At 57.1% G+C, this 14,359-nt stretch carries 11 protein-coding genes; 7 read left to right on the top strand and 4 right to left on the bottom strand.

Annotated features, from left to right (window positions below; all coding sequences use genetic code 11):
• Positions 1–202 precede the first annotated feature (202 nt).
• The 4 genes from LPW13_RS08660 to LPW13_RS08645 all read left to right on the top strand — a co-directional run bounded on the left by LPW13_RS08660 (position 203) and on the right by LPW13_RS08645 (position 4,977).
• Positions 203–1,984 (top strand): acyl-CoA dehydrogenase C-terminal domain-containing protein, encoded by a 1,782-nt coding sequence (locus tag LPW13_RS08660; RefSeq protein ID WP_230439035.1) that lies wholly within the window; start codon positions 203–205, stop codon positions 1,982–1,984.
• 149 nt (positions 1,985–2,133) lie between these two features.
• Positions 2,134–2,412, top strand: a complete 279-nt coding sequence (locus LPW13_RS08655; protein ID WP_230439034.1) for an SCP2 sterol-binding domain-containing protein — start codon at positions 2,134–2,136, stop codon at positions 2,410–2,412.
• 331 nt (positions 2,413–2,743) lie between these two features.
• Entirely contained in the window at positions 2,744–4,378 is a 1,635-nt protein-coding gene (locus tag LPW13_RS08650; protein WP_277611079.1) for an AMP-binding protein, read from the top strand.
• Between the two features lie 110 nt (positions 4,379–4,488).
• Entirely contained in the window at positions 4,489–4,977 is a 489-nt protein-coding gene (locus LPW13_RS08645) for a phosphate-starvation-inducible PsiE family protein (protein WP_230439033.1), read from the top strand.
• 169 nt (positions 4,978–5,146) lie between these two features.
• Here LPW13_RS08645 and LPW13_RS08640 read toward each other — a convergent pair whose 3' ends face one another.
• On the bottom strand, positions 5,147–6,976 hold the full coding sequence (locus tag LPW13_RS08640) for a M28 family metallopeptidase (protein WP_230439032.1): 1,830 nt from the start codon (positions 6,974–6,976) through the stop codon (positions 5,147–5,149).
• Between the two features lie 81 nt (positions 6,977–7,057).
• Entirely contained in the window at positions 7,058–8,197 is a 1,140-nt protein-coding gene (locus LPW13_RS08635) for a M14 family metallopeptidase (RefSeq protein WP_230439031.1), read from the bottom strand.
• A 720-nt stretch (positions 8,198–8,917) separates the two neighbouring features.
• On the opposite strand from LPW13_RS08635, the gene LPW13_RS08630 reads away from it, so the two are divergent.
• Positions 8,918–9,406, top strand: a complete 489-nt coding sequence (locus LPW13_RS08630; protein WP_230439030.1) for a hypothetical protein — start codon at positions 8,918–8,920, stop codon at positions 9,404–9,406.
• Positions 9,407–9,428: 22 nt separating this feature from the next.
• Here the strand turns inward: LPW13_RS08630 and LPW13_RS08625 are convergent, their stop codons facing one another.
• Positions 9,429–10,850, bottom strand: coding sequence for a helicase HerA-like domain-containing protein (locus LPW13_RS08625; protein WP_230439029.1), 1,422 nt, complete (start codon positions 10,848–10,850; stop codon positions 9,429–9,431).
• A gap of 52 nt (positions 10,851–10,902) precedes the next feature.
• On the bottom strand, positions 10,903–11,898 hold the full coding sequence (locus LPW13_RS08620) for an AraC family transcriptional regulator (RefSeq protein ID WP_230439028.1): 996 nt from the start codon (positions 11,896–11,898) through the stop codon (positions 10,903–10,905).
• A gap of 103 nt (positions 11,899–12,001) precedes the next feature.
• On the opposite strand from LPW13_RS08620, the gene LPW13_RS08615 reads away from it, so the two are divergent.
• Complete coding sequence (locus tag LPW13_RS08615) at positions 12,002–13,348, top strand: flavin-containing monooxygenase (RefSeq protein WP_230439027.1); 1,347 nt, start codon at positions 12,002–12,004, stop codon at positions 13,346–13,348.
• A gap of 11 nt (positions 13,349–13,359) precedes the next feature.
• Positions 13,360–14,337, top strand: coding sequence for a bile acid:sodium symporter family protein (locus LPW13_RS08610; protein ID WP_230439026.1), 978 nt, complete (start codon positions 13,360–13,362; stop codon positions 14,335–14,337).
• Positions 14,338–14,359: the final 22 nt, after the last annotated feature.

The raw sequence follows: 14,359 nt of genomic DNA, 5'->3' as shown, positions 1-14,359 counted from the left end.
CTATTTCTAATCCGCTGACGGCGCAGTCTGATAGCCGTTCCCCGCCGTAATTTGTTAGCGCTTTGGGCGGATTTCGCCATAGTGAGAAATGCAGATTCCTTACTATGATGAATGAATCCAATATCCGGGTCACGAGCCCGAGGTTCGGGTAGTGATTCCCGATCAGCCGACAACAATTTGCGAGTAAAAGAGGGTAAACAGGATGAGCGAGATCAAGATTCCGCTGCGCGACATGCGCTTCGCCATGCGTGAAATGCTGGACTGGGATCAACACTATGAAACGCTGGGCTTTGAAGATGCGAGCCCCGACGTAGTGGACGCCATCCTCGACGAGGGCGCCAAATTCTGTGAAAACGTCCTCGCCCCACTGAACCAGATTGGCGACCAGCAGGGTTGTACCTGGAACGACGGTGAAGTCACCACGCCGGAAGGCTTTAAAGAAGCCTACCAGCAGTTCGTGGAAGCCGGCTGGCCGTCTCTGGCCCACAGTGTTGATCACGGTGGTCAGGGCCTACCCCCGTCTCTGGGCACTGCCTTGAGCGAAATGGTGGGTACCGCCAACTGGTCCTGGGGTATGTATCCGGGCCTGTCCCACGGCGCCATGAATACTCTGGAAGCCCACGGTACCGACGAGCAGAAAGAAACCTACCTGACGAAGCTGGTAGAAGGTTCCTGGACCGGCACCATGTGTCTGACCGAGCCGCACTGCGGTACAGACCTGGGTATTCTGCGTACCAAGGCCGAGCCCAACGATGATGGCTCTTACGCCATTACCGGTACCAAAATCTTTATCTCTGCCGGTGAACACGATATGGCGGAGAATATCGTTCATATCGTTCTCGCGCGTCTTCCTGACGCTCCGGCGGGCACCAAGGGCATTTCCCTGTTCATCGTACCGAAGTTCATGCCGGAAAGTGGTGACCGTAACCAGGTGGTTTGCGGCTCTCTTGAGCACAAGATGGGTATCCACGGCAACGCCACCGCGGTGCTCAACTTCGACGGCGCCAAAGGTTTCCTGATCGGCCCGCCGAACAAGGGCCTGAACTGCATGTTCACCTTCATGAATACCGCGCGTCTGGGCACCGCCCTGCAGGGCGTGGCACACGCGGAAGTGGGCTTCCAGAAGTCCCTCGCCTATGCCAAAGACCGCCTGCAGATGCGTGCCCTGAGCGGCCCGAAAAACCCGGAAGGCGCTGCCGACCCGATCATCGTACACCCCGACGTACGCCGTATGCTGCTGACCCAGAAAGCCTTCTCCGAAGGCGGTCGTATGCTGACCATGCTGTGTGCGAAGCAGGTTGACCGCACCCAGGCTGGCAGCGAAGAAGAGAAGCAGGAAGCGAACGATCTGCTGGCGTTCCTGACGCCGATTGCAAAAGCGTTCCTGACCGAGACCGGTTTCGAATCTGCAAACCTGGGTATGCAGTGTTTTGGTGGTCACGGTTATATCGCCGAATGGGGTGTTGAGCAGAACGTGCGTGATGCCCGTATTGCCATGATTTACGAAGGCACCACCGGTATTCAGGCGCTGGATCTGCTGGGTCGTAAAGTACTGATGAGTCAGGGTGAGCTGCTGCGCAAATTCACCAAGATTGTGCACAAGTTCTGTCAGGCGGAAATCGACAACGAAACACTGGCACCGTTCGTGACCAAGTTGCAGGAAATCAACAAGGAGTGGGGCGAAGTGACCATGCACGTCGGTGCCAAGGCCATGGAGAACCCGGAAGAGGTAGGTGCAGCATCCGTCGACTACCTGATGTATTCCGGTTACGCGGTACAGGCTTACCTGTGGGCACTGGCAGCAAAAGTTGCCAGTGACAATCTCGCCGCGGGTACTGGCGAGCAGGACTTCTACAATGCGAAGCTCGCCACCGCGCGTTTCTATTTCGATCGTATCCTGCCACGTACCGCCACCCACGCCAGCGCGATGCTGAGCGGGGCGGAAAACCTGATGTCCCTGGATGCTGAACACTTCAGCTTCTGAGGTCAGAAACTAAAGCGAACACCGCCTGGGGCAACCCCGGCGGTGTTTTCACATCTGCTGTTGCCTGCGCTGGCCACGGCGGATTTGTTTGCGGAGCGCTGATGCAAATACCGGCCCGTATACTCGAAAGGCTGCAGGGGCTTACTTGTTTGCCCTCGACCTGTCGGGTACAGTTTCTTTTGCCGGATGGCAGTGATTTTTACCTGCAGGTGTTACCGGATGCCGATGGGCAGGGCACACTGCAGGCAGTCCAGACGATGGGGCAGGCGGAGTCTGCGGCGTTGGAGCTGGAAATGTCGTATAACACGCTGAGTGACATCATTGGCGGCACCTTGAGTGCGCGACACGCGTTTCTGTTGGGTGATATCCGCTACAGCGGTGACCGACAACTGGCGGCAGCACTGGCGGATCTGTTCTCCACCTCGTGACTGTGCGGCCCATGCAGATGCCTGCAGGTTCCTGCCGCGCAGACTGCGAAATAATGACAATTAATCAGAATTAACAATAATTTAGCCGTCCTAGTATCCTCTGGTTCCGGAATTCGACTATAAACGGACATGGAGGATGCCGAGGTTGAAGCCCAGTCGGACTCTTTGTGTGTGGGCATCCAGGTCAGCGTCAGGCAGTCGTACCGAGCCCGGTAGGACTGGCGTACCCCGGGATGTGGCATGTGCAGTTCCTTCCTGAAGAGTCCGGTTAGAGGTTTCAGGCTCTGTCTCGGTCGGCACCATCAAAACAACAGCATTGGGAGAAAACAAGTTGGACATTGATCGCAGTATTCTTGATGTGTTTAAAGCCGCTACGGCCAAATTTTCCGACCGTCCGGCATTTACCTGTGTAGGACATACGCTGACCCTTGGCGATATTGATCGTCTGAGTGCCAATTTCGCCTCCTACCTACAGAACAAAACCAATCTGAAACCCGGTGACCGCATCGCCGTTCAGCTTCCCAATGTTCTCCAGTATCCGGTGGTGGTATTTGGCGCGCTGCGTGCGGGGCTGGTTGTGGTTAATACCAACCCGCTGTACACCCGGCGTGAACTCAAGCACCAGTTGAATGATTCGGGTGCCAAGGCGCTGGTCGTATTGGCCAACATTGCCGATACTGCTTCCTCTGTGATCCCGGAGACCGGTGTTGAGCAGGTGATTGTTTCCGAAATTGCGGATCTGCACCCACCGCTGAAGCGCGTCCTGATCAACAGTGTCGCCAAGTACGTCAAGAAGATGGTGCCGGAGTTCAGCTTTGCCAATCGCGTAGATTTCCGCGATGCCATGGCTACTGGCGCGAAACAGCCCCACGAGGACGTGCAGCGTTCTCCGGAAGATATAGCTGTTCTTCAATACACTGGCGGGACTACCGGTGTGGCCAAAGGCGCAATGCTGACCAACCGCAATCTGGTTGCCAATATGGAGCAGGTGCGCGAAGCGTTGGGCGACTCCATGAAAGAAGGTGAAGAATACTATGTTGCGCCACTGCCGCTCTATCACATCTATGCCTTTACCATTCACTGCATGTGTCTGTTCACGACCGGTAACCATTCCCTGCTGATTCCGAATCCGCGCGATATCCCGGGCTTTGTCAAAACCCTGAAAGGCAAGCGTATTACCGGTTTCTGTGGCTTGAACACCCTGTTCAACGGCCTGATGCGCAACCCTGAGTTTGCCAACCTGGATTTCAGTAAACTGCACACCACCTGTTCCGGCGGCATGGCCCTTACCCGCGACACTGCGGTGCGCTGGGAGAAAATGACTGGCTGCACCGTTACCGAAGGTTACGGTATGACCGAGACGTCTCCGGTGGTGTCTTTTAACCCGGCAGACGCCGTACAGCTGGGTACCGTGGGTGTGGCTGTTCCCGGCACGGATGTCAAAGTGACCGATGAGAATGGGAACGACCTGCCCAATAACTCGCCGGGTGAGCTTTGCGTCCGCGGTCCACAGGTGATGAAAGGCTATTGGGAGCGCCCGGAAGCCACGGCGGAATCCATTGACTCCGAAGGTTGGTTGAAAACCGGTGATATGGCAGTCATTCAGGACGATGGTTACATCAAGATTGTCGATCGCAAGAAAGACATGATCATTGTTTCCGGCTTCAACGTTTATCCGAATGAAATTGAGGACATCGTCAGCGCCCACGAAAAAGTCACCGAAGCTGCTGCCGTCGGTATTCCAGACGAGAAAAGTGGTGAGGCGGTGAAGTTGTTTGTGGTCAAAGCGGACGATTCGCTGACGGCGGAAGAGGTTGTGGCGTTCTGTCGCGAAAACCTGACTGCCTATAAAGTGCCGAAAAACATCGAGTTCCGCGAAGACCTCCCGAAGACCAATGTCGGCAAGATTCTGCGCCGTGAACTGCGCGATGAGGAGCTGAAGAAAACCGAGGTCGAAACGGCCTGACGACAGTTTTCTGATATCTGCAAAAAGCCCGCAACCCGCGGGCTTTTTTGTGCCCGTGAAAAAATGCCTCAAATTGCACTATAAGTATAGGGAGCAAAAAGAGGCGTAATATGAACGATACTGACAGAGGGCATCGGCACCGATTGATTCACGAAGAACTGCCGGGTGAGCACGAAGATCCCCTGGTTCGAGTTCTACACGCCGTTATTCGCAATGCGGTACGCCTGTTGGCGATCCTGATGACCTTGGTGATCCTCTGGGCGGTGATTGATGTGGTCTATGTCATCTACAATCATCTCGCTGAACCGCCCCTTTACCTGCTGGATTACAACGATCTTTTCGACGTTTTTGGTGCCTTTATGCTGGTGCTGATCGCGATTGAAATCTTCATCAATATCCGCCTGTACCTGGGTTCCAACGTCATTCCCATCCAGCTGGTGCTGGCGACGGCGTTAATGGCGATAGCGCGGAAAGTGATCGTGATGGATCTGGAGGATACGGAGCCGATTTATATTCTCGGCTTCGGTGCAGTGATTCTGGCGCTGGGTGTGACCTACTGGCTGGTGGCGAGAAAGGAGCGCCATGAGACGGTCTGTTGAGGATGGTATTCGGTTGAGAGTGGATTGTGAGAGTAGATTGTGAGGGTAGATTGAAGGCAGGTTGACAGAGGGCAGGGCTGTTTTCGCAGTGCGTTCGAGGGAGTGGAAACCGGCGAGAGCAAAGTACTATGCATCTCACCGGTTGTCACCCGGGTATTACTGAAAGGCGTTATTGACGGCTATCTGCTGACTGGTCGCGGATAGCGCGGAACTCATTGCCTTCGTACCAGTTCGGCCAGTCGCGACTGTTGGCCAGCTCAAGTCCGAGGTTCAGGCCCAATAGCAGATCCATTGCGGCACCCTCGAGATTCCACTCCGGATCGTATTCGTCGGCAGGCTTGTGATAGGCGTGGGTGGTGTATGCCTCGCCTTTTTCCTGTGCCCACTGGCGGCCGTGCTCAAAACTGTCGGTGCCGGAATCAAAGTACAGCATGGGTACGCCTTTCTTGGCCAGGCTGAAATGATCGGAGCGGTAGAAGTAGCCGCGTTCCGGATGCTCCTCCGGTGAGAGATAGCGGCCCTGTTGCTTCGCGGTATTCTCCAGCATTTTTTCCAGCTCGCTATTGCCATAGCCCACGACGATTACATCGCGCATTGGGCCGAGCACGCCCATGGCGTCGAAGTTAATACCGGCGACGGTTTTCTCCAGCGGCACTACCGGGTTTTCCGCATAGTACTTGGAGCCCAGCAGGCCGGACTCTTCAGCGGTGACTGCCACAAAGATCATGGAGCGCTCAGGGGCCTGAGGCTGCGCCTTGGCCTGACGTGCGATGGCGATCAGTCCGGCGGTGCCAGTGGCGTTATCCACGGCGCCGTTAAAAATGTGGTCTTCGCCCTCGGCGTGATCGTTAACACCCAGGTGATCCCAGTGTGCGGTATAGATCACGGCTTCGTCTGGATGCTTGCTGCCGGGGATCTTGGCCACGACGTTGCGTGATTTAGAAGTGCGCACGGAGTTCTTCAGGTCGACACTGGCGGTAAAGTTCAACGGCTTGGCTTTGAATCCCCGCTCTTTGGCGGCGTCCATTTCCTGTTGCAGGTTCAGGCCGGCCGCTTCAAAGACCGCGCTTGCGGCGTCGTCGGTCATCCAGGCTTCCACGGCGATCCGGTCGGCATTCTTGTCCTCAGCTTCGAGACCAATCTGCGTACCAGACCAGCTGCCGCTGACCACTTCCCACGGATACCCTGCGGCGCCGGTTTCATGGATGATGATGGCACCGTCTGCTCCCTGGCGCGCCGCCTCTTCAAACTTGTAGCTCCAGCGGCCGTAATAGGTCATGGCATTGCCATTGAACAGGTCTTTATCCTTGGTGGCGTAGCCCGGATCGTTCACCAGGATGACCGCGGTCTTGCCCTTCATGTCCAGCCCGGCATAGTCGTTCCAGTCATTTTCTGGTGCGACGATACCGTAGCCGACGAAGACCAGCTCGCTGTCTTGCAGGCTGCTCTCGTCCGTCTGGCGCTGGGTGAAGGCCACCATATCCGCGCGCGGTTCCAGTACTTTCTCATATGACTGGTCGCCGGCTTTACCGCGGATGGTGAGTGGGGTGCTCTCTATCTGCATTTCCACCACCGGCACCTGTTGGAACCAGCTGGGGTTGCCGTCTTCATCGGTGGCACCGGGCTCAAGGCCGAGTTCTTCAAACTCTTTGGCGAGGTAGTTGACGGTCAGCTCCTCGCCCTTGGTCGCCGGGGCGCGGCCTTCGTATTCATCGGAGGCCAGCACCTTGATATGCGTGTGCAGATCTTTGGCCATCTCCGCGACTTTCGCTTTGTCGTCGGCACTCAGCGGTGCGCTTTTAGCAGCGGAGGCGGTGGGGGATGATTCGGCTGCTTCGGCTGCCGAGGCGTCACGCTTCGCCTGGGCAGCCGGCTGGCTGCCTTCCGGAGCGGGTTTGTTCTGCGCGTTTTCCTGGCTGCAGCCGAGCACTGCCACGGTCATCCCTGCGGCAATCAGGCTTTTCAATGGCAGTCCGGTACGCGATGTCGATTTATCCATGGGCGTTCCTGTTTTTCTTAAAATGAGCTTCTTTTTTATTGGTGTTGATCGGTGACACCGTATTTAAAAAGGCGCACTCCACTATGACTTTTTATTTTCCGCGATAAAGGCAAGGGTCTCGCGAATCGGGAACAGCATGTCCTGTGCCAGTTGACGACAACGGTTGGGAGACCAGCCTTCAATCGGGTCGGGCAGGTTTTCGTTGTCCTTGAATGGCATCTCCAGGGTCAGCGCCAGGGTACGGAACTGATGGCCGCACCAATTGGTGCCCACAGTCATGTTCGCCTCGCCGGGTTTGTCCAGCTCGTAGCCTTTTTCCACCTGAAAATCGGCACTGGATTTGACGAAAGCCTGTTTGAATGTCTGTTCCAGCTTCGCGTGATGTTCGTCGTAGCCGGGAATGCCCTCACAGGCGGCCACAAAGTTGTAGGGCAACGCCTCGTCACCGTGGATATCGAGGAATATGTCGCCGCCGGTAGCGAGCATTTTCTCCCGGACCAGATAGACCTCCGGGCTGCGCTCCATGCTTGGGTTCTGCCACTCGCGATTGAGGTTGGCGCCGGCGGCATTGGTGCGCAGATGGCCGCGGACACTGCCATCCGGGTTCATATTGGGCACTACATAAAACACGGTATCGGTCAGCAGGCTGCGGGACGCGGGATTGGATTCGTCCAGCAGGGTTTCCAGGAAGCCTTCCACAAACCATTCGGCCATGGTTTCCCCGGGGTGCTGGCGGGCAATCATCCATACTGTCTGCTTGGCGTGCTCCGGGTTGCCGATGGTGAGCAGAGTCATGTCGCGCCCGTCCAGTGTCTGGCCCAGGGTTTCAGACTGGACGCGTTCATCGGATTCTACCCAGGCGATGAGGTCCAGGTGTCGCTCCCAGGAAAAGGGGGCGAAGTAGGCGAGATAGATCGAGGGTTGCTCCAGGGGGACGGTGAAGTTCAATACGCTGCCATCGTACTCCGTATCAATACGGAACCAGTTGTGGCGGTCGTAGGACGCACACACCCGGTAATTCTCCCAGCCTTTCGGGTAGGCCGCTTTTCCGGCATTGGTGATCTGCAGGTTGTATTCGGAACCCACGTCGCCTTGCAGGCGGAAATGGAACCACTGGTAGAAGTCCGACTGGTTGTCGATATTGATCGCGAGTTGAATCGGATCACTGTTGGCGTCAATGACTTTGATATTGCCGCTGTCAAATGCACTACTGATATACATGGTCTTGCTCCGTTATTTTCTGCGCAGGATACAGGTTCCGGTACGACGTTGAGGATAGTTCAGGTCGGGTTGGATAATTTGTCTGCGCTCGGCATTCATGCGCGCAGAAAATACTGAAGGTGGGCGTTTCGATAAAATTGTATCGCCACAATAAAAAGGCGCGGTGTCCGTTAGAACACCGCGCCTTCGCCATTCCCTGGCGGCACCTGCTGAGACTACTGCTCCCTGAAATTTCTGGCGTTAGACCAACGACGACTGCTCACTGCCCTGGCCGTCACGTAATGACGAAGCTACGCTCTTACGTGGCATCAGAAATTGTTTACTGCTCCCTGACATTCCTCAGCAGGTGCTGATCAAAGTTTAGGCAGGGTGTTGGTGCGTTGCCGCTTTCGGGGAGGGGATTGGCGCTCATTGATTTGAGTATCCTGGCAGCTTCATTTCAGTCAAAATGTCAGTCGAGATTCAGCTCGCGATACTTCCAGTATTTGCCAGTATTTCCCGTCAGTATTTGCAGTGCTTTTGCCGCATTAGGGAAAATGGCGACGTTTGTGTCTGCTGCCTGCGATCTGGCGCACAAAGTGAGCAAACCTGTAACCCGGTACTACTTCCGGGAACTTGGTGTATTCGGTTATTCTTAAGGGCTTTTCGGCGCCAGGTATTTCACTTTTCGCCGAACTTTCGTTTAGTTGTGCGTTTAGCTTCGTCTTTGAGAGATTTTCCATGAACAGAACCGTCAAACGCGGCCTCGCCGCAACCTGTCTGCTGACTCTGGTCCTTAACCTGACTGCCTGTGGCTATTTCCTGTACCCGGAGCGCAAGGGGCAGACTGGTGGGCGTGTGGATCCCGTGGTGGTTATCCTGGATGGTGCGGGACTGCTGTTCGGTCTGTTGCCGGGCATTGTTGCCTTCGCAGTGGATTTCACCAACGGTACCATTTACCTGCCGGCAGGTGGCTCGTCCGCCATTGACCGCCACCTCGGCAGCGTTGACCTGGATCAGGTTACACCGGTTGAGGACCAGAATGGCCAGGCCTGGTTGAAACTGCCGCTGGAATCTGTAGCGGGCGATGCACAGGATCTGGCACAGGTCACCACTGCACTGCAGGCGGTTACCGGCCGTAATGTGGTGGCGACAGATATCGTGTGGGTAGAAGACCTGGCGGCGCTGAATCAGGTGCGCGGCAATACTGCTGCCACGGCTGCGCGATAACATCACGGTTCGTTCTGGTCAGCTATTTCCGGCGCCCGCTGAGGGCGCCGAGTATTCCTCGCATCAGCTCCTTGCCTACCTGGCGTCCAAAACTCGTCGCCATCCGATCAAAAGTTTTTTCCAGCCCGCTGGCAGTGGTTCTTTTCTGGTTTTTCTGCGGAGTCTGCTGCACATTGCCCTGACCCGACGTTGCCTGTGCGGCACGACGTTGCTGGAGTTGTTCGTAGGCGGATTCCCGATCCAGCGTGTCGGCATATTTGGCGGTCAGCGGGCTGAGGGCGGCCAGTGCATTGCGCTCATCGTCACTGAGGGGGGTGAGACGGCTCGCTGGCGGGTGGATCAGTACACGTGACACCGGTTGCGGTACCCCTTCATCATTCAGGCAGGACACCAGTGCCTCGCCTACGGCCAATTCTCCAATCGCGGTTGCGGTATCGATGTCGGAATTTTCACGGAAGCTGTTGGCTGCCGCTCTTACCGCGCGCCGTTCATTCGGGGTATAGGCGCGCAGAGCATGCTGAATCCGGTTGCCCAATTGCGCGAGGATATCTTCGGGCAGGTCCAGCGGATTTTGTGTCACAAAGAAGATGCCCACGCCGCGAGAGCGGATCAGTTTGACGATTTGCTCTACCTGGCCTCGAAGGTGTTTGGGCAGGTCATCAAACAGCAGATGGGCTTCGTCAAAAAACACCACCAGTCGCAACGCGTTGTCACCGGATTCCGGCAGGTTCTCATACAGTTCTGCCAGCAACCACAATAGGAGAATCCCGTAAATCGCCGGCTGCATTTTGCTCGCGTCCAGCAGGTGTACCCGTCCGCCCTCGATCAGGTCCTGAATCTCCAGTGCCGGCTCACCGAAAAATGTCGAAGCGCCGACCTGTTCCAGTGCCAGATATTTGCGCTTGATGGCGCCCAGGCTGGCACTGGAAATATTGCCGTATGCTTCCTGCAGCGCTTTTCGGTTGTTGTCTACCTCGGTGATCAGCGCCTGTATATCTTTCCAATCCAGTAGCAGGAGACCCTGCTGATCGGCAACGCGGAACAGGAGTTGCAGTAAACCCTGCTGGTTGTCGTTTAGCCCGAGCATGCGTCCCAGCAAGTCTGGCCCCAGTTCGGTAGGGGTGGTGCGCATGGGCAGACCGCCGTTTCCCCACAGCGTGATCGGGCAGGCGTGATAGTAGTGTTGATCCAGGCCGAAGGATTGTACTCTTTCGTCGACCTTGGGGTTATTGCCGCCGGCTGCGCCGAGCCCGCTCAGGTCGCCTTTCAGGTCGGTGACCAGTGTGGCGACGCCTTGCTGATTGAGTTGCTCGGTGATGTAGCGCAGGGTGACGGTCTTGCCGGTGCCGGTTGCGCCGCAGATCAACCCGTGACGGCTCAGCATCTGCGGCAGCAACACTGCGCGCTCCGAGGTTGACTTGCGCCCCAGCTTGATTGGGTCCATGGGTTTTCCAGAAAACAACTGTCATTTTCCAGAGATTAGCAGCCTGCTGGGGTCAGTTGTGGTTGGCCGTTTTGTAGGCTTTGGGTGACATCCCGGTCCAGCGACGAAATGCCTTGCCGAAGGCACTTTCATCGCAGTAGCCCAGGGCTGCGGCGATATCGACGTTGGTTTTCTCGCCTTCCCGCAACCACTGACAGGCGTAGTGGCTGCGCACCTCGTCCTGAATGCTGCGGAAGCTGGCTTCTTCCTCAAGCAGTTTGCGCCCCAGGTGGCGCGGGCTGATACACAGGCGCTCGGCCACCTGTTCGCGGGTGAGTTGCGGTTCCTGCTGTAGCAGGTGAGTCACGCGCAATTGCAGGCTTTTGCTGGTCAGGGCTTTGAGCAGGGCATCGGCTTCCGGCTTCAGGCGCGCCATTACCTGGCGGTCCGCTGCGACCAGAGGTATCTCGAGGTCCTGCGGGCGCAGGCGGATGGAGGAGACATCTGTATTGAATTGCACGGGCGCCTGCAAGAGCTGCTGATATTGCTGCTGTACCGCAAGGCTCGGGGTCGGGTAGGCAAACTGCACGCACTGGGGCTGGAAGTGGCGCCCGGTCATAGCTCGAGCCTGAGCAAGACAGATCGACAACACCGTTTCCACGCGCAGGCGCGCGCAGCGCATGTAATTTGGGATGTAGCACAGTTCTACATAGAAGCTGCTCTGGCGCATTTCAAACTGGCCGCCTTCGCCCAGCAAAGGATGATAGATGAGTAGCTGTTCCAGGGCGGTGCCGAGATTTTTCTGCGTCATCAGCAGATACCCCACCAGTCCCATCTGGCTGCCCTGCATGGCCTGGCCGAGGCGAACCCCGAGCAGGGGATCCGGGTAGGCGGTTTCCACCGCCAGCCACAGCTCTTCCTGCAGCTGCATCGGTACGCGCTCGCCCTCGTTAATGGAGGTCAGAATAGCCTCTGCCCGCGTAGGGAGTTTCAGCTGGAGTCGCTCTAGAGCGCCGACTACAGCTCGAGTATAGCTTAATGTGACGCTTCTATTATCACTCGGGTTCAATTTCTTTGTCCTAAAATGACCAGATGCTGCCCGATTATGACGACAGTCACTGAGATTGTCACGTATATATTGGAATCAACAGTGCGGTTTTGGGAGAAGAATAATGAAACCCTATGCGGTGATTGGCGCCGGTCCGATGGGACTGTGCAGTGTGCGCAACCTGGCCAAACACGGGATTCCCTGTGTGGGTTTTGAAATCCACAGCGATGTAGGTGGCTTGTGGGACATCAATAGCCCCACCAGTACCATGTACGAGTCCGCCCATCTGATCTCGTCCAAGCGGATGACAGAATTTGCCGAGTTCCCCATGGGCGACGAGGTGGCCCTGTTCCCTCACCACAGCGAATTGCGTCAGTACTTTCGCGATTACGCCAGTAAGTTCGATCTCTACCGTCACTATGAATTCAACACCGAAGTGGTGTCCTGTGAGCGGGCAGGGGATGAGTGGCATATTACCACGCGTCGCGATGGTGTGGAGCAGACTCGCGAATTCGGCGGGCTGTTGATCGCCAACGGAACGCTGCACCACCCTAATATGCCGGAGTTGCCGGGGGAATTTGCCGGTGAATTGTTGCATTCCTCGGAGTATCGCGATCCCGCCATGTTCGACGGCAAGCGGGTGCTACTGGTGGGGTGTGGCAACAGCGGCGCGGATATTGCTGTGGATGCGGCCCATCGCGCGAAAAGTATCGATATCAGTTTGCGACGCGGCTACTACTTCCTGCCCAAGTTTATCGGCGGCAAGGCCACCGATGCGTTGGGTGGGCGTATCAAGCTGCCGCGTTTTGTCCAGCAGCGGATCAGTGCCGCCATCAGCAAGCTGATGCTGGGAACGCCGGAGCAGTATGGTCTGCCAAAACCGGACTACAAGATGTTCGAATCCCATCCGGTGATCAATTCCCTGATCCTGCACCATATCGGTCACGGTGATATCCAGCCGCGCAAGGATCTGGCGAGCGTCAGCGGTAATACCGTCACCTTTACCGATGGCACCAGCGCCGATTACGACATGATTCTGATGGCAACCGGCTACAAGTTGCACTATCCGTTCCTCGACCGGGAGCACCTGAACTGGTCGGGTTATGCGCCGCGACTCTACCTGAACGTGTTCCACCCGGAATACGACAACCTGTTCCTGATGGGCATGGTGGAGGCGGCTGGCCTCGGTTGGGAAGGGCGCAACAAGCAGGCAGAGATGGTCGCACTGTATATCCAGCAGCTGGCCGCGGGTGCCGATTCCGCCAGAACGCTGCAGGCGACCAAGCGCGCCCAGGCCGGTGCCCGCGCCGATGGGGGCATGCGTTACCTGGAACTGGAGCGCATGGCCTACTACGTGCACAAGGATACCTACCTGAAGGCGATGGCCACGCACACCACGGCGCTGTTGAAAGATCGGCGCGCCACGGATACTGTACAGTTTTCCGCCAATGCGGCGCGGCTTTCACGTTGAGCACAAGTCCGTTGAGTACTACTAGCAGCATCATGCAGAACCTGAATACCGCCGCGGCGGCTTCCATCGAGCAGTTCCAGATGTCTCCGACGGCCTTGCTGGCCCTGAACGCGGTGCTCGCATTTATGATGTTCGGGGTCTCGCTGGGGCTGAACAGGCGGGATTTTGTCCATGTGCTGCGGCGACCGGTGGCGCCGGTGACAGGGCTGGTGGCCCAGTTTCTGGTGCTGCCGGCGATCACCTGCTTTGCCACCTGGGCGCTGGATATCAGCCCGGGGCTGGCTCTGGGGATGATCCTGGTGGCCTGTTGCCCGGGGGGGACCTTCTCCAACGTGATGACCTGGATCGGGCGCGCCAGCGTGGTGACCTCGGTCAGCATGACGGCGGTATCCAGTCTGGCTGCCGTGGTCATGACGCCGTTCAATTTTGCCCTTTACGGCTCCCTCAACCCGCATACCCGAGAAGTACTCCAGGCTATTGCCCTGCCGGTGGAGAGCATGGTGCTGATCGTGGTCATGGTGTTGGCATTGCCCATGTTGCTGGGGATGCTGGTGGGAGCGCGGTTCCCGAAATTTGCCCGGGACAGCGAAGGCTACTTTCGCACCGCGTCGCTGCTGGTGTTCCTGCTGTTTGTGGTGGTGTCTTTCAGCAAGCACTGGCAGACCGCGCTGCAGGTGGCCGGCTCGGTGCTGATACTGGTGATTGCCCACAACGCATTGGCGTTCCTGATCGGGGATATCAGCGCTCGGGTGGCACGCCTGCCGCAGGCGGAGCGCCGCGCGGTCACCATGGAAGTCGGGATTCAGAATTCCGGGTTGGCGCTGGCGATCCTGTTTATCTTCTATCCGCAGGCCGGAGAGATGCTGGTGATCGCCGGGTTTTGGGGTGTCTGGCATCTGGTTTCAGGGTTGAGCCTCGCGGGATACTGGAACTACAGCAACAAAAGGCTTGCCGGTACGTCGGTGGCACCAGTTTCAGAAGTGGGCTGAACAGTCTGTCGGGGCGGGGTAG

This window comes from Microbulbifer celer (genome assembly GCF_020991125.1).
GTDB classification, from domain to species: Bacteria; Pseudomonadota; Gammaproteobacteria; order Pseudomonadales; family Cellvibrionaceae; genus Microbulbifer; species Microbulbifer celer.
Note: the sequence above shows the minus strand (reverse complement) of the source record. Positions and strands in the feature narration are given on the sequence as shown.